We start from the raw sequence: 18,957 nt of genomic DNA on the forward strand, positions 1-18,957 counted from the left end.
CGAGACATGGCGGTGCTACTACAACACCGAGCGCCCGCTCTCATCGCTCGGCTATAAACCACCGGCGCTAGAGGCCATTGTCTGGCCTGCACCGCCCCGGGGATCGACATCGACCTCCGCAAGGGCAATGGCCGCAAAGCCGATCATGCACTACGACTGAAACCGTACCATCTCATAGGGGCAGGCCACACGAGGTTATTCCCATAGCCTGCCCAATTTGCAGAAACCGTTCAAGCTGAAGAGGTCACATCCGCGCCACTGCCGGGAGCCTTCCTTGATCTGCTGGAGCGCCCGGAGGCAAAGAAGTTCATTGGTGGGTTTGGCGCAGGGTTCAAGCTGATCAAACACTATCGGCACTTGATGCGCGGCTTGCTCGATGCCGATTTCAGTTCCCAGCTCCAGTCACGATCTTTGTCAGATTTGTCGCGCAACCCATGAGCAGTTTCAACACAGACTCTGAGTCCACTAGAGTGTCTCTTCCTGTTCAAACACTATCCTCATCACTCCAGCCCAAGGCCCGGGAAAGGCGAGCTGCAGATGATGTCGTTAGTCGAATAATGTGCTCCAGTTCGGACTCTTTAACCCTGAACGCAGGCGCCACGACATGCAACGTCGCTATGACGGAGTTGTCCAAGGCAAAGACGGGAGCAGCACACGAAACCTGATGGTCGCTCACCTCACCACGGCTGACACAGTAACCCTGGCGACGAATCCGTGTGAGCTCCGCAAGAATGGCTTTGCGGGAGCGTGGCGTGTTTGCAGTAAGCGCGGCAGGTCTCAAGGGAACGCATTTATCGATGAACGCCTGTGGCTGGAAGGCCAACAGACATTTGGGCGAACCTACATAGAGAGGACGACGGCGCCCCACATTCGCATGCACCCTCAGGTCCCGCGACGGCTCGGCCTTCGCAACGCATAAGGCTTCCATGCCATCGATCGTCCGCAACTGCACGGTCTCGTTCACCCGCTGGCACAGTTCTTCGAGAATGGGCGTTGCCAGGCGGATCATATCCGTTTGCGAACTAGCGGTGATTCCCAGAACCAGCATGGCATCGCCCAGGCCATAAGCGCCGTCTTTCGTCCGCTTTACGATCTGACGCTGTTCCATTGTATGCAACAATCTATAGGCGCGTGACTTATTAAGCCCTGTTTTTCGGGCGAGATCCGTCACGCCGATGTTCGGCTTTCGGGCCACTTCCATAAGAAGGTCCAATGCCTTATCAACTGATTCTACTATATAGTTTTTCATAGTGCTCTTAATCGAGGTCGACTTCTTTCAGGGCATTTTATGTGTTTTATCTGACGAAACAAGCGCAGAATAAGTTTGACAGCCTCGTTTGCGCGACTGTTTACTCAGGCCTGTTGAAGAACACGAAGTTCAAAAAATCGCGGCCGGTCGAAGGCCACCGCGAAACAACCAGGGGGAAGAGATTGACCAAATTCATGACCCGGCGGAGTTTTCATGCTCGGTGATTGCGCTGATCGCTGCTGGCGCCATTCCCGCATCCGCTCAGGAGGCCACGCTTTCAATCGGCATGGCCGCGCCCATCACCTCGCTTGATCCGCATGAGGATTCCAATTCACCGAACAACGCCACCAGCCGCCACATATGGGACAGCCTGATCAATCGCGGTGGCTCGGCGGAAAACAAACCCCAGCTCGCAACGGAGTGGGAGTCGTCGACGACACGCACTGGCGTTTCAAGCTTCGTGAGGGTGTTACCTTTCACGACGGCTCATCCTTTGACGCTGAGGACGTTGTGGTTTCGCTCACAAGAGCTCGAGACAAGGAGAGCCAGGCCTTTGCCTCCTACACCCGCAACATCGCCAACGTGACTGCCGAAGACGACCACACCGTCGTGGTCGAAACGACAGTCCCGGATCCGATGATCCTGAATTCGCTCAGCCGCATTCGCATTATCAGCTCGGAATTTGCCGACGCACCGGTTTCCGATTTTGAGAACGGTCCCGCGGCAGTTGGTACGGGCCCCTTCAAACTGGTCTCCTACACACCGGGGGACCGGATCGAACTGGAGCGGAATGAGGATTACTTCGCCGGCCCGGCGGACTGGTCCCGTCTGACCCTGCGGCTTGTACCCGACGATGGTGGCCGTCTCGCGTCCCTTCTGGCCGGGGATCTGGATCTGATCGAGAACCTTCCTGCAGAGGGTGTGGCGCGGGTCGAGTCCAATGATGATCTGAAAATCATCCGCGGTCAGTCCACCCGCCTCGTTTATCTTGGTATGGATGTTTCGCGCGATCAAACACCCTTTGCCACCGCAAAGGATGGGTCGCCACTGGACAGCAACCCCTTCAAGGATGCTCGCGTACGCAAGGCGCTGCTGATGGCGATGAACCGCGAGGCCATCGTTGATCGTGTCATGCAGAAGAACGGCACGGTTGCCCATCAATTCGTTGCCGAGGGCTTTTTCGGACATTCCGACGAGGTTGAGGAGGTCGGCTACGACCCGGAGCTGCGAAGGCCTTGCTTGCCGAAGCTGGTTATCCAGACGGTTTTGCCCTTACCATTCACGGCCCGTCCGGGCGCTATGTGAATGACAGCGAAGTCTTGCAGCTGCAGGCCAGATGTTCTCGCGCATCGGCATCGACACCAAGGTGGAAGTGATGCCCTGGTCGGTTTATTCTGGCAAATATTCCGATGGTGAGTATTCGCTCTTCCTCGGCTCCTGGGGCGTAAACACCGGAGAAGTCTCCAATCCGGCGCTGGCTCTTGTGGCAGCACGGAACGCTGACAAGGGCACCGGACGCTACAATGGCGGAGGCATCGATGTTCCCGCGATCAATGAGCTTCTGGATCAGGCGACGTCCACGCTTGATGAAGAGGCAAGAGAGCCTCTCCTTCAGAAAGTCTCGGCGGCGACGTTCAACGATGTCTGGCTGTTGCCGATGCACTACGAGAATGTGGTGATGGGCGCGAAGAACGGCATCGAGTTCAAGCCGCGCGGGGACAAATACACGCTCGCTTATGAAGTGCACAAAGCAGGCGAGTGACGCACACTCCGCGGGAGGCGCCTGGATCGCCTCCCGCATACCTCTCCCAATATAGGGCGTTCCTTCGGGCCCGCCTGCATTAAACATCTCAGGAGTACACATGCAGGAGCTTGCATCCAGCGGTGCGGCTTTGCGCGCGCGCGCCATCTATGACTATGGTGAGACCGCAATCATAGCGTCCAGCATCGATCCCCGGTTCCACATGATGCTCTACGTCCCCCCGGCAGCAGCCGAGGGGAAAAAGGTCGATCTGCTCGTTGCCGTCCACGGAACCGGCCGAACCTCGGCTTTCGAGTTTCGCGACGGGTTCGCGGAATTCGGACTTTACAATGACTGCGCGATCCTGTGCCCGATCTTTCCGGTCAATGTGCGCGGTGATGGAGCGCGCTCGGGCTACAAGTACATGCAGGAAGGCGACATCCGCTACGACAAGGTTCTTTTGTCCATGGTCGAAGAGATGGCAGGGAAATATGGGCAGGACTGGTCGAAGTTTGCGATTTTCGGCTATTCGGGTGGCGGTCATTTCGCGCACCGCTTCACCATCCTCCATCCGGAAAAACTATGGGCTGCAAGCATCGGTGCACCTGGATCAGTGACGCTCCTCGATCCGGACCGCGATTGGTGGGTTGGCGTGCGGGACGTGGCCGAACGCTTCGGCAAACCCTTCGCTGCATCAGCCCTCGCACGCGTCGCGGTTCACATGGTTGTCGGTGACGCAGATCTCGAAACCTGGGAGATCGCCCATGCACCCGGCTCGGCCTATTTCATGGAAGGCGCCAATGACGCCGGTGCCACCCGACCCGAGCGGTTGCGCAGTCTCAAGGCTTCCTTCGAGGCGGCCGGGGTAAATGTGACTTTCGACCAGCTTCCGGGCGTGGCGCATGATCGGATGAAATGCATCGGCCATGCGAAAGCTTTCCTGACCCGCACTCTCAAGGATATGCGCGCATGAACCGCAACGCTACGATTGTTGCTCCGCAACCAGAGGCAGTCGAGGCCGGCGCCGAAGTGCTGGAACGTGGCGGCAACGCCATTGATGCGGCATTAGCCTGTGCGTTCGTTCAGGGCGTTGTCGATCCGCAGATGTGCGGCATTGGCGGTTTCGGATCGATGCAGGTCTACATGCCGGATCGCGGCATCCACGAGATGCTGGAATTTTATGCGCTCGCGCCCTCCGCGGCGACACCCGATATGTGGCTCGACAAGCTTCTGGGTCAAAGCCGGGACGGGTTTGGCTTCATCCTGGAAAACAACATCTCCGAGATCGGCTATCTGGCCTGTTGCACACCTGCTTCGCTCAAGGGGTATGAGCGCGCCCTGAAAGATTACGGCACCTGGGATTGGGGCGACCTCATTGCGCCAGCCATCAAATATACCGAAGAGGGCTTCAAGATTCGGCCCCACATGCACTGGTACTGGACCAAGGACCAGACTGGTGACGGGCAGGTGAACACACTGGACAAGCTGCGATACTCGCAAACCGGTCAGCGCGTCTATTTCCACAGCGACGGCAGACTTCGCGAGGTCGGCGAGATACTGACCAATCCTGATCTCGGGCGTACATTGCGACGGATCGCAGAAAGCGGCTCTTCAGACATATTCTATCACGGTGAGATCGCCGAGCAGATTGCTGCGGATTTCGCGGCCAATGGTGGATTGATCGCGATGGAAGATCTCGCACAGTACGAAATCACCAAAGCAGCACCGGTTTGGGGCAGCTACCGCGGGCGCCGGATTGCCTCCAGCCCTCCGCCGGGCTCCGGTTTCCCCATGATCGAGTTGCTGCACATTCTGGAAAACTTTGATCTCGCCGCGATGAAGCACGGCTCCACAGACTATGTGCGCACGCTGTTCGAGGCGATGAAACGCATGACCATCGACAAGGACAAGCATATGGGCGACCCCGCCTATGTGGATGTTCCGGTGGAGGAGCTGCTGTCCAAGGAGCACGCTGCGGAACTCGCCGCGCAGATCAAGCGGGGAGAGCGCGCCAGCGTGGAACGGCTTGATATGTCGCAGCGGGACACCACGCATATCTCGGTGGTGGACAAGCAGGGCAATGCCGTGGCTTTGACCCATTCGCTGGGAAGCCCCTCCGGCGCCATCACGGAGGGGTTGGGCTTCATGTACAACGGCTTGATGAGCCGCTTTGATCCGCGACCGGGCAAGGCCGCATCGATTGCACCCCGCAAGCGCAGGGCGAGTTCAGCGGCACCGACGATCGTGTTTGAAGGCGACAGTCCCTCGATCGTCATTGGTGCGCCCGGCGGTAGCTACATTGCGCCGACGGTCGCCCAGGGGATCATCAACATGATCGACTTCGACATGAACATCCATGCCGCGGTTTCCGCACCGCGTTTGGTCGGCGTGTCCAACAGCATAGACATCTGCAACCGCATCCGGCGTTCGGTGGCTGAAGAGCTGCGTGAGCAAGGCTATGAAGTGTTGCGCTCGCCACAAGCTTATGCGTTCGCCGCGCTGCATGGTATCCGGATAACGGACGGGGTCTCTTCCGGCGCTGCAGATCCGCAGCGTGACGGTATGGCGATCAGCGTCGACTGAGCCGGAAAGCGACAACAAACCATGGTCACCACCCTCATACGACGTATAATTCAGGCGGGGTTCGTCATTCTTGCGATGACGGTAATCGTTTTCCTTGGTGTGAACGTTATCGGCAACCCGGTCGATATTCTCATCAACCCCGACCTGAACCAGGCTGAGCGGCTGCGCGTGATCGAGAGCCTGGGGCTGGACCGGCCGTTGTGGCAGCAATATCTGAGCTTCCTGCACGGTCTCACGGAAGGGAATTTCGGCAACAGCTTTGTCTATTCCAAGCCGGCGCTCGATGTGATTCTTGAGCGCTTGCCCGCGACGCTGGAGCTGGCGCTCTGTGCGATGGTTATCGCGATCGTCCTTGGCCTGCCTCTAGGGCTCTATGCCGGCCTTTATCCGAACCGGGTCTCCTCACGGGTTATCATGACCGGCTCCATTCTCGGCTTCTCGCTGCCCACCTTTTGGGTGGGGCTCATGCTGATCCTGCTGTTTGCCGTCCAGCTCGGCTGGTTGCCCTCCAACGGGCGCGGCGAGACCGCAATGTTGTTTGGGGTTCGCTGGTCTTTCCTCACGTGGGATGGGCTCTCGCACCTGCTGCTGCCTGCATTGAACCTCGCCCTGTTCAAGACGTCGCTCATTCTCCGGCTTACCCGGGCGGGCGTGCAGGAGGTCATCATGCAGGATTACGTCAAGTTCGCCCGCGCCAAGGGTTTGCGGGAAAACCGCATCATTCTGGTGCACATACTGAAGAACCTGATGATACCTGTCGTAACGATCATCGGACTGGAGTTTGGCTCTTTGATCGCTTTCTCCGTGGTGACCGAGAGCATATTTGGCTGGCCGGGCATGGGGAAGCTCATCATCGACAGCATCAACCTGCTCGATCGCCCGGTAATCGTCGCTTACCTGATGATGATGGTGGTGCTCTTCGTCTCGCTGAATTTCATCATTGATGTCTGTTATACCCTGCTGGACCCACGGGTTCGGCTGGATGGCAAAGGCTGACGCGCCATGGAGTCGAAAATCGCCACTGAAGCTGAAAGCCCCACTGCGCAGACTGGTCAAATTCCGATCAGCAGGCGTATCTGGCCCGCGCTGCGTTACTTCTTCTCGTCGCCGGCGGCACTTGTCGGATGCATCGGGTTGGTTGTCGTGCTGTTCACCGCCATCTTCGCGCCGTGGATCGCTCCCCAGAACCCCTATGATCTGCTGCAACTCGACATTATGGACAGTCGTCTGCCCCCCGGTTCGGAGAGTTTCTCAGGCGTGCCCTATCTTTTGGGAACCGACGGCCAGGGCCGCGATATCCTTTCTGGCATCATGTACGGGCTGCGCACCTCCCTGATCGTGGGCATTGCGTCGGCATTCGCGGCCGCACTTATCGGCACCACTTTGGGGCTCATGGCTGCTTATCTTGGGGGACGTACCGAGAATTTCATGATGCGCCTGGTGGATCTGCAATTGTCCTTCCCCACCATTCTCATGGCGCTGATGGTGCTTGCGATCCTCGGCAATGGCGTGACGAATGTCGTATTGGCAATCATCGTCGCGGAATGGGCGACCTATGCCCGCACGGCGCGTGGGACGGCGCTGGTAGAACGGGAGAAGGAATACATCGATGCGGCGCGCTGCTTGCGCATTCCCGGTCGTCGCGTGCTCTTGCGCCACCTTCTGCCCAACTGTCTTGCCCCGATCATCGTGATCGCCACCATGCAGGTCGCCCGCGCCATCGGGCTTGAAGCGACCCTTTCCTTTCTGGGGCTGGGCGCATCAGTCACCCAACCCTCTTTGGGAATGCTGATCTCCAACGGGTACCAGTATCTTCTCTCTGGTCTCTACTGGATCAGTTTTTACCCTGGCATCGCCCTGCTCATCACGATCGTATCCATCAATCTTGTGGGTGATCGGCTTCGCGATGTCCTTAATCCGAGGAATGCCCGATGACCGCGCTGCTTGAAGTTCGCAACCTCGTCACCGAATTTCCCGGTGAGGCGGGAAACGGCCTGCGCGCGGTGGATGACGTGTCGTTTCGTCTGGGGCGCGGTAAGGTGCTGGGGCTGGTGGGCGAGAGTGGTTCCGGCAAAAGCGTCACGGGGTTTTCTATCATGGGGCTGGTGGACTGGCCTGGGCGTGTGGCAGGCGGGCAGATCCTGTTTGATGGTGAGGATATCGCCAAGGCTGACGCGGAAACCCGCCGTTCCCTGCGGGGCCGACGTATCGCCATGGTGTTCCAGGATCCCATGATGACGCTCAATCCTGTTTTGCGGATCGGCACGCAGATGACCGAAGCATTGCACGCCCATGAACGCATGAGCAGCGCGGCTGCGCGTGAGCGGGCCCGTGATGCGCTGGGGCTTGTGGGTATACCCAGTCCGGAGGAACGCCTGGACGCCTATCCCCACCAGTTCTCGGGCGGTATGCGTCAGCGCGTGGCGATCGCGATTGCACTGCTTCATCGACCCGATCTCATCATCGCGGATGAGCCGACCACCGCGCTCGACGTCACCATCCAGGCACAGATCATTTCCGAGTTCCAGAAATTGACGGAAGATCAGGGGACGGCGGTCATCTGGATCACCCACGATCTCGCAATCGTTTCAGGTCTCGCTGATCGCATTGCGGTCATGTATGGCGGGCGCATTGTGGAGACGGGCAATATCGAAGATGTGCTGGTCGCGCCCAAACATCCTTACACGCACGGTTTGATCCGCTCTGTGCCTTCACAAAACAGTCGCGGCCACAGGTTGGCGCAAATTCCCGGGGTGACACCAAGCCTCGCGCGGATGCCCGAAGGATGCGCGTTCCGCACCCGTTGTGAGCGCGCAACAGACGCCTGCACCGCGCGGCCGGGACGCTTTGGGGACGTGCTGGCCTACCACCGCTGCTTTCACCCCCACGAGGAGGCTTTGGTATGACAATGGCAGAGACCGTCGCCGGCGCCTCCACGCCGCTGCTTGAACTTCGCCAGGTGTCCTGCCGTTTTGGCGCGCGTCCTGACCTTGCTGCCCGGATTGCAATCGCACTCGGTGCGGCCAAACCTTTCCCGATTATCCATGCGCTAGACAAAGTGGATCTGAAGATCCGCAAGGGGGAGGTGCTGGGTCTTGTCGGAGAGTCCGGTTGCGGGAAGTCGACGCTCGGCAGAATTGCCGCAGGAATATTGCCGCCATCGGCGGGACAGGTTTTCTGGAAGGGTGAGGACCGGGCCACGTTGCGTGGAAGCCGGCAGCGGGATGCCGATCTCGAAGCGCAGATGATCTTCCAGAATCCAATGGCAGCGCTCAATCCACGGATAACGATCGAAAAACTGGTGGCCGAGGCTCCAAGCATCCATGGCCTTATCAAAGGCAGCACCAGCAGCTATGTGGATGACTACCTGACCAAGGCGGGGTTTGATCCGGCGATGAAGAAGCGCCTGCCGCACCAGTTTTCCGGGGGGCAGAGGGCGCGGGTCAACATTGCGCGTGCGCTTGCGGTACAGCCGGATTTTCTTGTCTGCGATGAAAGCGTCGCAGCGCTCGATGTGTCCATTCAGGCGCAGATACTCAATCTGTTCATGGATCTGCGAGAGCAGCTGGATCTGACCTATCTGTTCGTCAGCCATGATCTGGGGGTCGTGGAGCATATCTCCGACCGGGTTGCGATCATGTATCTTGGACGGGTCATTGAGGAAGCGCCTGTGGCCGAGATTTTCTCCCGGCCAAACCATCCCTATACCCAGCAATTGCTGGCTGAGGTGCCACGCATCAGACCGGGAAAACGACGCTTTGCTGCAATGAAGGGGGAGCTGCCGAGCCCTCTTAATCCTCCGAAAGGGTGCCACTTTCATCCCCGCTGCCCTCACACACATGAGCGATGCAGAATAGAAGTTCCCAAAAAGCGCGAGATTGCCCCGGGGCACGTTTCGGCATGCCATCTGAACGACAAGCAGGCGGTATGAGCGGAACAGGGCGCATTCCCGGCTTCATCCTCGCCTTGCTGCTTGGCGCCACGGGCGGAGCGCTCTTCACCTGGATCGGGATGCCGCTTTCCTGGATGCTTGGCTCGATGACCGCCTGCGGCATCGCATCAATCATGAGTCTGCCGGTTCGCGGTTCCACTCTCGCCCGCCCGCCCATGTCGGCGGTGATCGGCACCATGCTGGTTCCCAGTTCGAGCCGCACACTCTGGAGAGCGCAGCGATGTGGTGGCCGGCACTCCTCGCATTGGCCGCTTATCTCGCGGTGGCGGCTGTTCTGTGCAATGTCTATTTGCGCCGCGTCATTCATCTCGATCGGCGCACGGCCTTCTTTTCGGCAATGCCGGGCGGGCTCGTTGATATGGTGTTGCTTGGCGCGGAAAAGGGCGGCGACGAGCGGACCATCGCATTGATGCACTCTTCACGCATCTTTCTGGTTGTGCTGAGCCTTCCGCCACTGATGACGTTGATCACGGGAGCTGATCCGGGAGCACGTGTGGCGACCTGGCGACCACTCTCCGATATGGGATCGGCTGATGTGTTCTGGTTCATCGCAACACTTGGGGCCGGGATCGGGCTCGGCAAATTGCTGCGATTGCCGGCGCCATATCTGATAGGTCCAATGCTGGTGAGCGCGGGGCTGCATTGGACGGGTGCCTCTGGCTTCGTCGTGCCAAGCACGGTTATGGCCGTAGCGCAGGTGGTTCTTGGAACCGTCGTCGGTTGCCGCTTCGCCGGCACCGCGCCAAAGCGCATTCTGCACATTCTGGTGACCTCTGCCGGCGCTACAGCAATCCTGCTGTTGATCGCCGTCATCTTCGCTTTCGCTCTCCAGCGTGTCATCGACGTTCCGGTCGAAGGAATCCTACTGGCCTTCGCCCCCGGCGGACTTGCTGAGATGAGCCTGGTTGCGCTCGCTCTGAATCTGGAGGTGGCTTTCGTCGTGGTCAGCCATATAAGCCGAATAGGTATGGTCATTCTGGCGGCAGGCCTGCTCTCGTCCAGGGATTGAGCCCAGCTGGGTCGCGCAACGAGTCTCCAGTGCGACGAATCTGAGCCTAAAGATTGTCGGCCAACAATATTTCGATGCGAATTTTCTCCTGTGCGGCGAAGGGCTGGCGCCGGTCTCTGCGGGCACGCAGGATGCGCAAAGCACTGCGTACGGCGTGGCCGGGATTTTGCGCGATGATTGCATCCAGCCGCTCGTCGCGCAACGCCTCCTCGTTGAAGGGCGTGCGTTCATGCGCCACCACGATCAGGTTCTTAAGGTCCGCGCAATGCGACAACGCTTCCAGCGGAACCCGGGCTTCCGGGCTCATGATGTATGCGGCGACAATGTCCTCGTGGTTGGCGAAAGTCTGCTTGATGATGCGCTCTGCACGCGCAGGGTCGCCATGGGTTTCGAGTGTCGGCAGGCAGGAAATCGTGGGGAAGATCTGGTGGATCACGCGGTCGAAGCCCAGTCGTCGCTTGAGGCTGTCCTGCGCGTGAATGGTCTCGGTGATGATGGCGATGGCACCGCTGCGTCCGGCGTTGAAACGACCGATCAGGCGGCCCGCAGTTGCGCCGGCGGCGATGTTGTCGATGCCGACAAAATCGTGGTGTTCCAGATTGGCCTGACCTGAAAGGAAATGCACCACGCTGATGTCGCGCTCGTTTAGCCGCAGCACGGCGTCGCGGGTCTGTGGCGATTCCGGGGCCATCAGGGCAACACCATTCACCTCGTCGGTCTGAAGCGAGGATAGAAGATTGGCGACAGCGTGAGGGTTCTCGACATCGAGGCGAACCACCTCCACCTCTACCAGCTCGGATTTCAGGGGTGCGCGTGCTGAATCGATTTCAGCCAGCAACTCGGACAGATACTGGTCACCGTGCTTGGGCAATACGAACAGAAATCGATAGACCCTGTTGCGCGCCAGGTTAACCGCGGCGAGATTTCGCTCGAAACCGATGCGTTTGATTGCATCCTGAACTTTTCGCACCGCGCGCGCGCTGACATTCGGACGCTCATTCAACACGCGGTCCACCGTCGCCAGGCTGACACCGGCGGCTTTGGCCAAATCTTTGATGGTGGGTCGCATCGGGCTCCGCGGTCAATGCATGAACAACGTTCTTATCGGTCAGATAAGGGGGTGTTTGCAAGGCAAATGAGGTGCGTACCTCAAAATTTGCTTGATTTGAGGGGCGTACCTCATTTATGCCTAGGGTTGAGAGGCAGCGTGGGTAAGGCGCTGTCAGTTGCGTTGGGAGGAGAGTTTCCGGTTACCGGGTTCACCCGCGCAGATGAGGAGCGCCTGAGGGTGCATGCCACCTGCTTGCAGCAGGAGGCCTGGGAGGAGTGTATCTGCATGAAGCATTCGATCTTGAATTCCGTGGCGATAGCAGGCCTGGCGGTCGGCGCCGGCCTTGCTTCTTCTGCTTCCGCGAAGGCGGACGAGCTGACCCTGTGCTGGGCTGCATGGGATCCGGCCAACGCGCTGGTTGAGCTCTCGAAGGATTTTGAAAAACAGTCCGGTCATACGATGAAATTCGAGTTTGTTCCGTGGCCGAATTTCGCCGACCGGATGCTCAATGAGCTGAATTCGGGTGGGCAGCTTTGCGATCTGATGATCGGCGACAGTCAGTGGATCGGCGGTTCTGCCGAAAGCGGCCACTACGTCAAGCTGAACGACTTCTTTGAACAGGAAGGCATCACGATGGATGACTTCATTCCTGCGACGGTGACCGGCTATGCCGAATGGCCCAAGGGGACACCGAATTACTGGGCGCTCCCGGCATTCGGCGATGTGGTCGGCTGGACCTACCGCAAGGACTGGTTCGAGAAGCCTGAGATTCAGGAAGCCTTCAAGGAAGAGTATGGCCGCGACCTGAAAGCCCCAGAAACCCTTGAGGAATTGAAGGACATTGCAGCCTTCTTCCAGGGGCGCGAGATCGATGGGCGCAAGGTCTATGGCGCGGCGATCTACACGGAGCGCGGTTCCGAAGGCATCACCATGGGCGTGACCAACGCGCTCTACAATTACGGCTTCCAGTATGACAATCCGGACAAGCCCTATGAGCTCGATGGTTTCGTCAATTCCGAAGGTGCGGTGAAGGGGCTCGAGTTCTACAAGGAACTCTATGACTGCTGCACGCCTCCAGGCTCTTCCGACTGGTATATGTCGGAGAACATCGATGCTTATAAATCCGGACAGGTCGCGCTCCAGATGAACTTCGCCTTCATCTGGCCGGGCGTGGAGGCCGACCCGAATGTGGGTGGCGGCAAGTCTGGCTATTTTGCAAACCCGAAGGGCCCGGGCGGTCACTTCGCCCAGCTTGGCGGGCAGGGCATTTCCGTTGTCGCCTATTCCGACAAGCAGGATGCAGCGCTTGAATACATCAAGTGGTTTGCCCAGCCAGAGGTGCAGCAGAAATGGTGGGAGTCGGGCGGCTATTCAGCGTTGAAAGCCGTGGTTGAAGAACCCGGTTTCGCCTCAAGCCAGCCCTACGCCCAGGCATTTCTGGACTCCATGGCTATCGTAAAGGATTTCTGGGCCGAGCCCGCTTACGCCTCGCTTCTTCTCGCGATGCAGGACCGCGTGCATGACTATGTCATTGCCGGAAACGGCACTGCGCAGGAGGCTCTGGACGCTCTAGTCGAGGACTGGACGGAAGTCTTCGAGGACGAAGGCAAATATTAGCCGCATCCCTTTGACGGGCGATGCCGGCTGCTGTCGGCATTGCCGCCCTTATTCACCAGCGTGCAGGTCCGAAAATGTCCATCAAGCCGATCGAAAGGGCCGCTTCGGCCACGCCGCAGAGCGTTGCACGAAAAGTCCGCGGATTGTCGGACCGTGCCATTGCCTGGCTTTTCGTGGCGCCGACCATTCTGCTGCTGCTCGCTATCAACATCTTCCCGCTGATCTGGACGGTGCGGCTGAGCTTTACCAATTTCCGGGTCAATCGTCCCAACCGCGAGGCCGATTTCGTCGGCTTGCGCAACTATGAGCGCATTCTCACCGATGACGATATCTGGGTGACGATGCAGGCCACCGCGCACTTCCTTTTCTGGACCATCGTCCTTCAGGTTCTGATCGGTTTCACCCTTGCCTATCTGATAAACAAGAAGTTTCGCGGCAGCATCTGTGGACCACGGTCATCGTGCTGCCGATGATGCTGTCGCCAGCGGTGGTGGGGAACTTCTGGACCTTTCTCTATCAGCCGCAAATCGGCCTGTTCAATTATGTGGTCGGCTTTCTGAGCGGCACGGATCCATCGGGCTTTTCCATGATTGGCGAGGTTGCACTTGCGCCGTGGGCCATCGTGATCGTCGACACCTGGATGTGGACGCCTTTTGTCATGCTGATCTGTCTCGCCGGACTGCGCTCCATTCCCGAAAGCATCTATGAAGCCGCTGAATGCGACCGTGCGAGCAAGTGGCGGCAGTTCTGGACGATCACGATACCGATGGTTTTGCCGTTTCTCATGCTGGCAGTCCTGTTTCGCGGCATTGAGAACTTCAAGATGTTCGATCTGGTGGTCCAGCTCACCGGCGGTGGTCCCGGCTCGACCACCGAATTGACCTCCATCAATCTGAAGCGCGAAGCGTTCGAGAAATGGCGCACCGGCTATGCGTCGGCCTACGCCGTCATTCTCTTCGTGACAGTCTTCGGACTGGCGTCGATCTATGTGAAGGCTCTGAACAAGGTGAAAGAGAGATGAGTTTCTCCGTAACGGAACCTTCCGGTCGTCAGAAGCTGTTCGCCGGCGTGCTGGTGGTGGTCTATGCGCTGGTCACCATCATGCCGCTGGCATGGATCATCGCCACCGGCTTCAAGACACCGTCCGATGCCATCGCCTACCCGCCGAAAGTGGTGTTCGAGCCTTCGCTCGAAGGCTATGTGAATCTGTTCACGACGCGGACGCGGGCGAGTGCGGAAACGCTTGAAAACCTCGGCGAACCACAGACATGGTATGACAGCATTGTTCGCGAAAACGACATGGTGATCGTCGGTCCGTCCCGCTATGGCGAGCGCTTTCTGAACTCCGTCATCATAGGCTTTGGGTCGACCTTCCTGTCCGTTTTTCTCGGAACGATCGCGGCCTATGCCTTTTCGCGGTTTAAGGTGCCGTTGAAGGACGATCTTATGTTCTTCATCCTGTCCACACGCATGATGCCGCCCATTGCCGTCGCCATCCCCATCTTCCTCATGTATCGGGAACTGGGCCTGAACGACACGCATCTGGGCATGATCCTGCTTTATACGGCGGTTAATCTTTCGCTCTCTGTCTGGCTTCTCAAAGGGTTCATCGACGAAATTCCGGTCGAGTATGAGGAGGCCGCGCTGATTGATGGCTACACCCGCTTTCAGGCTTTCTACAAGGTCGTTCTGCCGCAGGCCGCGACGGGCATCGCGTCCACGGCGATCTTCTGCCTGATCTTCGCGTGGAATGAATATGCCTTTGCCGTGCTTCTGACCTCGGGCACCGCGCAGACGGCGCCGCCCTTCATTCCCACCATCATCGGCGTGGGCGGACAGGATTGGCCGGCCGTTGCCGCCGGCGCCACGCTGTTCCTCCTGCCGGTCATGGTTTTCACCATCCTGCTGCGCAAACACCTTCTTCGCGGCATCACATTCGGAGCGGTGCGCAAATGATCCTGTCGCTGACCAAGCCCACAGACGGCGAAAGGGAGCGCACGTTGCCCGCGCCACGCCGCATCTTCGTGCGCGGCCCGTGGGAGATGGGCGCCAGCATTCTGATTGGCCTGGGTGTCCTGATGCTGATGCAGCCCTTTTTCCTCTGGGCCTATACCTACAGCTTCATCGTGCTTCTCGTCGGTACGGTCGGCTTCATCATCGTTTCGCATCTTCCGGAGTAGATGATGGCCAGGATCGAAATCAGAAATCTCCGCAAGGAGTTCGGTGACTTCACGGCAGTTCAGTCCTCTAGCTTCGTTATTGAGGACGGCGAGTTCTTCATGCTGCTTGGCCCTTCGGGCTGCGGCAAGACGACCACGCTGCGCATGATGGCTGGGCTGGAACTGCCGACATCCGGTGAGATTTTCATCGACAATCAAGAGGTGAGCCAGAAGCGGGCCAGCGAGCGCGACATCGCCTTTGTGTTCCAGATGTTCGCTCTCTACCCGCATGTGAATGTGCGCAAGAACATTTCCTATCCGCTTGTCAGCCAGGGCATGAAACGCTCGCAGGTGACGGAGAGGGTCGCGGAAGTGTCGCGCATTCTCGGCATTGAGGGCATACTGGACCGGCCGGTCAGCGGTCTGTCGGGCGGTGATCGGCAGCGTGTGGCGCTGGCGCGCGCCATCGTGCGCGAACCCAAGGCGTTCTTCATGGACGAACCGCTCGGCGCGCTCGATGCGGAATTCCGCGAGCACATGGCACACGAGTTGCGCTCTCTTCATGATCGCATGGGAGCGACCACCGTCTATGTCACCCACGACCAGCTCGAAGCCATGCAGATGGGCGATAAGATCGTGGTCATGAACCACGGTGTCGTGGAACAATTTGGTGTGCCACAGGATATCTATGACTGGCCGGCCACCATGTTCGTGGCCGATTTCATTGGCTCCCCCTCCATGAGTTTTTTGCGGTTTGAGGGTGCGGTGGAGCAGGGTGGAACCAGCGTCGAACTTGGTGGCATCTCCGTAGAGGTCCCGCGTCTTCTGGAGGACGCGCAGGGGCCACTGGCGCTTGGTGTGCGCCCCGAACATATTCATTTTGACGACACCGCGACCTATCGCGGACAGGTAATCGCGACGGAGTATCTCGGCACAACCCAGATCGTTTCAGTGGATACGCCTCACGGGGCGCTCAAGGCGCGGCTTTCCTCCGAACAGCCTACGAGGGTCGGCGATGCTGTTGGTTTGCGCTTAGACAAACGCACCCTGACTGTGTTTGACGCTGGCTCGGGTCGCGCACTCATTTCCGAGGCAAACAGGGAGGTGCTTGGCCATGGGTGAGGTGATCCTGTCCAATGTCTCAAAAACCTTCGGTGACGATGTTGCTCTCGACCGTGTTTCCATGAGTGTGCCGGATGGCGCGTTCGTTGTACTGCTCGGCCCCACGGGTGCAGGCAAGACCACCACCTTGCGGATTGTGGCGGGTCTGGAGCGCCCCGACAATGGTGATGTGCAGATCGGGGGCGTATCTGTTCTCGACAGGACCCGGCGCAGCGCAATGTGGCCATGGTCTTCCAGCAATACTCGCTCTACCCGCATCTCACGGTCCGCCAGAATCTGGAGTTCCCGCTGAAATCGCCCCTGTTGCGCACACCAAAGGACGAGATCGAGCGCAAGGTTCGGGACGTGGCCGAGGTGCTGCGCATCGATCACAAGCTCGACAACAAGGCGACGGCGCTTTCGGGCGGAGAGATGCAGCGTGTTTCCATCGGTCGTGCTCTGGTGCGCAATCCGTCGATCTATCTGATGGATGAGCCACTGAGCTCGCTCGATGCCAAGCTGCGGGCCGAATTGCGCATCGAGTTGAAGCGCATTCAGGCGCAGTCGGGCGCCACCCTCCTCTATGTGACGCACGATCAGGTGGAGGCGATGACCATGGCCACCCATGTGGGCGTGTTGGACCATGGCCGACTCGTGCAGTTCGGCCCACCTAGAGAAGTCTATGAGAACCCGGTCAGCATCTATGCGGCAACGCGGCTTGGTCAGCCGCGGATCAATCTTCTGCCGGCGTCCGTTTTCGCCGGCGCGCCCGAAGGGGCCAGGACCATCGGCCTGAGACCGGAACACATCGTGCAGGGTGAGGGGGAGGAGGGTTCAGTGGTTCGCGTTGAGCGACTGGGCGACCAGACCCGCCTTCATCTCGACTTCAAACAGCACCAAATCATCACCGTGACGGATCCCCACACCCCGCTCAAAGCGGGCGATATGGTGCAGATTCGCCCCCGCAATGCCTATTATTTCGACGCCGCTGGCGCACGCATCGTTTAGGAGAACCCGTCCATGACCCAATTCTTGAACCGCAAGGAAGATGTCGTCACCGAGGCGGTGGATGGTGTCGTGGCCGCGTCTGGCGGAAAACTGGCAAGGCTCGACGGCTATCCGCATATCCGTGTCGTCGTTCGCAACGACTGGACAAAGGACAGGGTTGCGCTGGTGTCGGGAGGAGGCTCGGGTCATGAACCGGCTCATGCCGGGTTTGTCGGAAAGGGGATGCTGACGGCAGCGGTCTGCGGCGACGTTTTTGCATCCCCCTCGGTGGATGCGGTTCTTGCAGGCATTCTTGCCGTAACGGGCCCAGCGGGCTGTCTCGTGATTGTCAAGAATTATACCGGTGATCGACTGAATTTCGGCCTGGCTGTCGAGCGCGCCCGTGCTTTCGGACACAAGGTGTCCATGGTCATTGCCGATGATGACATTGCCCTGCCGGACCTGCCGCAGGCGCGTGGTCTTGCAGGTACTTTGTTTGTGCACAAGATCGCCGGCGCACTGGCCGAACAGGGAGCCGATCTCGATGCGGTGACGCAGGCAGCCGAACGCGTTATCGTCGGCGCAAAGAGCATTGGCATGTCGCTTGATACCTGCCGGGTGCCCGGTGCCGCGAAGGAAGATCGTATTCCCGATGGCATGGCGGAGCTGGGGCTCGGCATCCATGGCGAGGCAGGTGTCGAGCAGGTCAGATTTGAAAGCGCGAAGGCTGCCGTGGGCGCCATGTGCCAGAAACTGTCTTCTGTCATGGCTGACGATCGATATGTGGTGCTGTTGAACAACCTCGGTGGAACCTCCATGCTCGAAATGGGGGTTCTGGCGCATGAGGTTCTGCGCTCTTCCATCGGTGGCAAGCTGGAAGCGATGATCGGGCCGGCGGCCATGATGACCTCGCTCGATATGCGAGGTTTCTCCATCTCGGCTTTGCCCGCCAGCGCGGACAACCTGAGATTGCTGAAGGCGCCGGCGGATATCGCCGCATGGCCCGGGGTTCATGGCATATCCGATGTTGCGATGACACCCCTCCCGGACGGGTTGAAACCGATAAAACCGCTTCCATCGGAGCATGCATCGACACGAGCCTTTCTCGCCAAATGCTGCGATATTCTCATTGAAGCCGAAACAAGACTGAACGCGCTCGATGCCAAGACCGGTGATGGCGATACGGGGTCGACGCTGGCAGGCGCCGCCCGCGCTCTTTTGAACCGGATGGACCAGTTGCCATTGTCCGATCACACACAGCTCCTGCGCGCACTGGGGCAGGAGCTCAGTCAGACCATGGGTGGTTCATCGGGAGTATTGCTTGCGATCTTCTTTGCGGCAGCGGGCGATGCCGCTTCCAGCGGCGAGCCGATGGGGGCTGCGCTGAAGACCGGGCTTGCGCGCATGCAGGAAATTGGTGGTGCTGGGCCGGGTGACCGCACCATGGTGGATGCGTTGGCGCCTGCCCTCGAAGCCCTGCAGAACGGCCTTCCCGCTGCTGCCGCGGC

General features: G+C 59.1%; 17 protein-coding genes and 2 pseudogenes. 16 read left to right on the forward strand and 3 right to left on the reverse strand.

Annotated features, from left to right (window positions below):
- Window positions 1-484 precede the first annotated feature (484 nt).
- Together JCM21793_RS17800 and JCM21793_RS30535 are read right to left on the reverse strand one after the other, a co-directional pair.
- A complete protein-coding gene (locus JCM21793_RS17800; RefSeq protein WP_025031218.1) occupies window positions 485-1,249 on the reverse strand; it encodes an IclR family transcriptional regulator in 765 nt (254 codons plus the stop codon).
- A gap of 261 nt (window positions 1,250-1,510) precedes the next feature.
- Window positions 1,511-1,729, reverse strand: coding sequence for a hypothetical protein (locus JCM21793_RS30535; RefSeq protein ID WP_244439841.1), 219 nt, complete (start codon window positions 1,727-1,729; stop codon window positions 1,511-1,513).
- On the opposite strand from JCM21793_RS30535, the gene JCM21793_RS30540 reads away from it, so the two are divergent.
- The 9 genes from JCM21793_RS30540 (at window position 1,670) to JCM21793_RS26815 (ending at window position 10,534) form a co-directional block, all read left to right on the forward strand.
- A complete protein-coding gene (locus JCM21793_RS30540) occupies window positions 1,670-2,554 on the forward strand; it encodes an ABC transporter substrate-binding protein (RefSeq protein WP_244439835.1) in 885 nt (294 codons plus the stop codon). The two genes, JCM21793_RS30535 and JCM21793_RS30540, sit on opposite strands and share 60 nt — an antisense overlap.
- Window positions 2,555-2,585: 31 nt before the next feature.
- Complete coding sequence (locus JCM21793_RS30545) at window positions 2,586-3,011, forward strand: periplasmic substrate-binding domain-containing protein (protein ID WP_244439836.1); 426 nt, start codon at window positions 2,586-2,588, stop codon at window positions 3,009-3,011.
- 100 nt (window positions 3,012-3,111) lie between these two features.
- The gene (locus tag JCM21793_RS17815) at window positions 3,112-3,963 is read left to right on the forward strand and encodes an alpha/beta hydrolase (protein ID WP_025031219.1); all 852 of its coding nucleotides are present in this window, start codon (window positions 3,112-3,114) and stop codon (window positions 3,961-3,963) included.
- Complete coding sequence (gene ggt, locus JCM21793_RS17820; protein ID WP_025031220.1) at window positions 3,960-5,573, forward strand: gamma-glutamyltransferase; 1,614 nt, start codon at window positions 3,960-3,962, stop codon at window positions 5,571-5,573. Before JCM21793_RS17815 ends, ggt begins: the two co-directional genes overlap by 4 nt.
- Before the next feature lie 21 nt (window positions 5,574-5,594).
- Complete coding sequence (locus JCM21793_RS17825) at window positions 5,595-6,569, forward strand: ABC transporter permease (RefSeq protein WP_025031221.1); 975 nt, start codon at window positions 5,595-5,597, stop codon at window positions 6,567-6,569.
- Between the two features lie 6 nt (window positions 6,570-6,575).
- On the forward strand, window positions 6,576-7,508 hold the full coding sequence (locus JCM21793_RS17830) for an ABC transporter permease (RefSeq protein WP_025031222.1): 933 nt from the start codon (window positions 6,576-6,578) through the stop codon (window positions 7,506-7,508).
- Window positions 7,505-8,479 carry an ABC transporter ATP-binding protein gene (locus JCM21793_RS17835; protein WP_025031223.1) on the forward strand — a complete coding sequence of 325 codons (975 nt, stop codon included), beginning with the start codon at window positions 7,505-7,507 and terminating at the stop codon, window positions 8,477-8,479. The genes JCM21793_RS17830 and JCM21793_RS17835 overlap by 4 nt, the downstream gene beginning before the upstream one ends.
- A complete protein-coding gene (locus JCM21793_RS17840; RefSeq protein ID WP_025031224.1) occupies window positions 8,476-9,504 on the forward strand; it encodes an ABC transporter ATP-binding protein in 1,029 nt (342 codons plus the stop codon). Before JCM21793_RS17835 ends, JCM21793_RS17840 begins: the two co-directional genes overlap by 4 nt.
- A 127-nt stretch (window positions 9,505-9,631) precedes the next feature.
- Complete coding sequence (locus tag JCM21793_RS26815) at window positions 9,632-10,534, forward strand: AbrB family transcriptional regulator (protein ID WP_280113538.1); 903 nt, start codon at window positions 9,632-9,634, stop codon at window positions 10,532-10,534.
- Between the two features lie 46 nt (window positions 10,535-10,580).
- On the opposite strand, the gene JCM21793_RS17850 is transcribed toward JCM21793_RS26815, so the two are convergent.
- The gene (locus JCM21793_RS17850) at window positions 10,581-11,603 is read right to left on the reverse strand and encodes a LacI family DNA-binding transcriptional regulator (protein ID WP_025031225.1); all 1,023 of its coding nucleotides are present in this window, start codon (window positions 11,601-11,603) and stop codon (window positions 10,581-10,583) included.
- A gap of 267 nt (window positions 11,604-11,870) precedes the next feature.
- Here JCM21793_RS17850 and JCM21793_RS17855 point away from each other — a divergent pair, with 267 nt between their 5' ends.
- The 7 genes and pseudogenes from JCM21793_RS17855 to JCM21793_RS17885 form a co-directional block, all read left to right on the forward strand.
- Window positions 11,871-13,202: an ABC transporter substrate-binding protein gene (locus JCM21793_RS17855; RefSeq protein ID WP_025031226.1), complete on the forward strand. Its 1,332-nt coding sequence runs from the start codon at window positions 11,871-11,873 to the stop codon at window positions 13,200-13,202.
- Window positions 13,203-13,276: 74 nt separating this feature from the next.
- Window positions 13,277-14,223: pseudogene (locus JCM21793_RS26820) on the forward strand (carbohydrate ABC transporter permease).
- Window positions 14,220-15,158: a carbohydrate ABC transporter permease gene (locus tag JCM21793_RS17865; RefSeq protein WP_025031227.1), complete on the forward strand. Its 939-nt coding sequence runs from the start codon at window positions 14,220-14,222 to the stop codon at window positions 15,156-15,158. The pseudogene JCM21793_RS26820 and the gene JCM21793_RS17865 overlap by 4 nt, the downstream one beginning before the upstream one ends.
- On the forward strand, window positions 15,155-15,382 hold the full coding sequence (locus tag JCM21793_RS26825) for a hypothetical protein (protein WP_025031228.1): 228 nt from the start codon (window positions 15,155-15,157) through the stop codon (window positions 15,380-15,382). Before JCM21793_RS17865 ends, JCM21793_RS26825 begins: the two co-directional genes overlap by 4 nt.
- 3 nt (window positions 15,383-15,385) lie before the next feature.
- Window positions 15,386-16,483: an ABC transporter ATP-binding protein gene (locus JCM21793_RS17875; protein WP_025031229.1), complete on the forward strand. Its 1,098-nt coding sequence runs from the start codon at window positions 15,386-15,388 to the stop codon at window positions 16,481-16,483.
- Window positions 16,476-17,470 (forward strand): annotated as a pseudogene (locus tag JCM21793_RS26830) (ABC transporter ATP-binding protein). Before JCM21793_RS17875 ends, JCM21793_RS26830 begins: the two are co-directional and overlap by 8 nt.
- 12 nt (window positions 17,471-17,482) lie before the next feature.
- Window positions 17,483-18,957, forward strand: a 1,475-nt coding sequence (locus tag JCM21793_RS17885) for a dihydroxyacetone kinase subunit DhaK (protein ID WP_025031230.1), incomplete at its 3' end; no start/stop codon positions are given.

This window comes from Nitratireductor aquibiodomus NL21 = JCM 21793 (assembly GCF_000615975.1).
GTDB lineage: Bacteria > Pseudomonadota > Alphaproteobacteria > Rhizobiales > Rhizobiaceae > Nitratireductor > Nitratireductor aquibiodomus.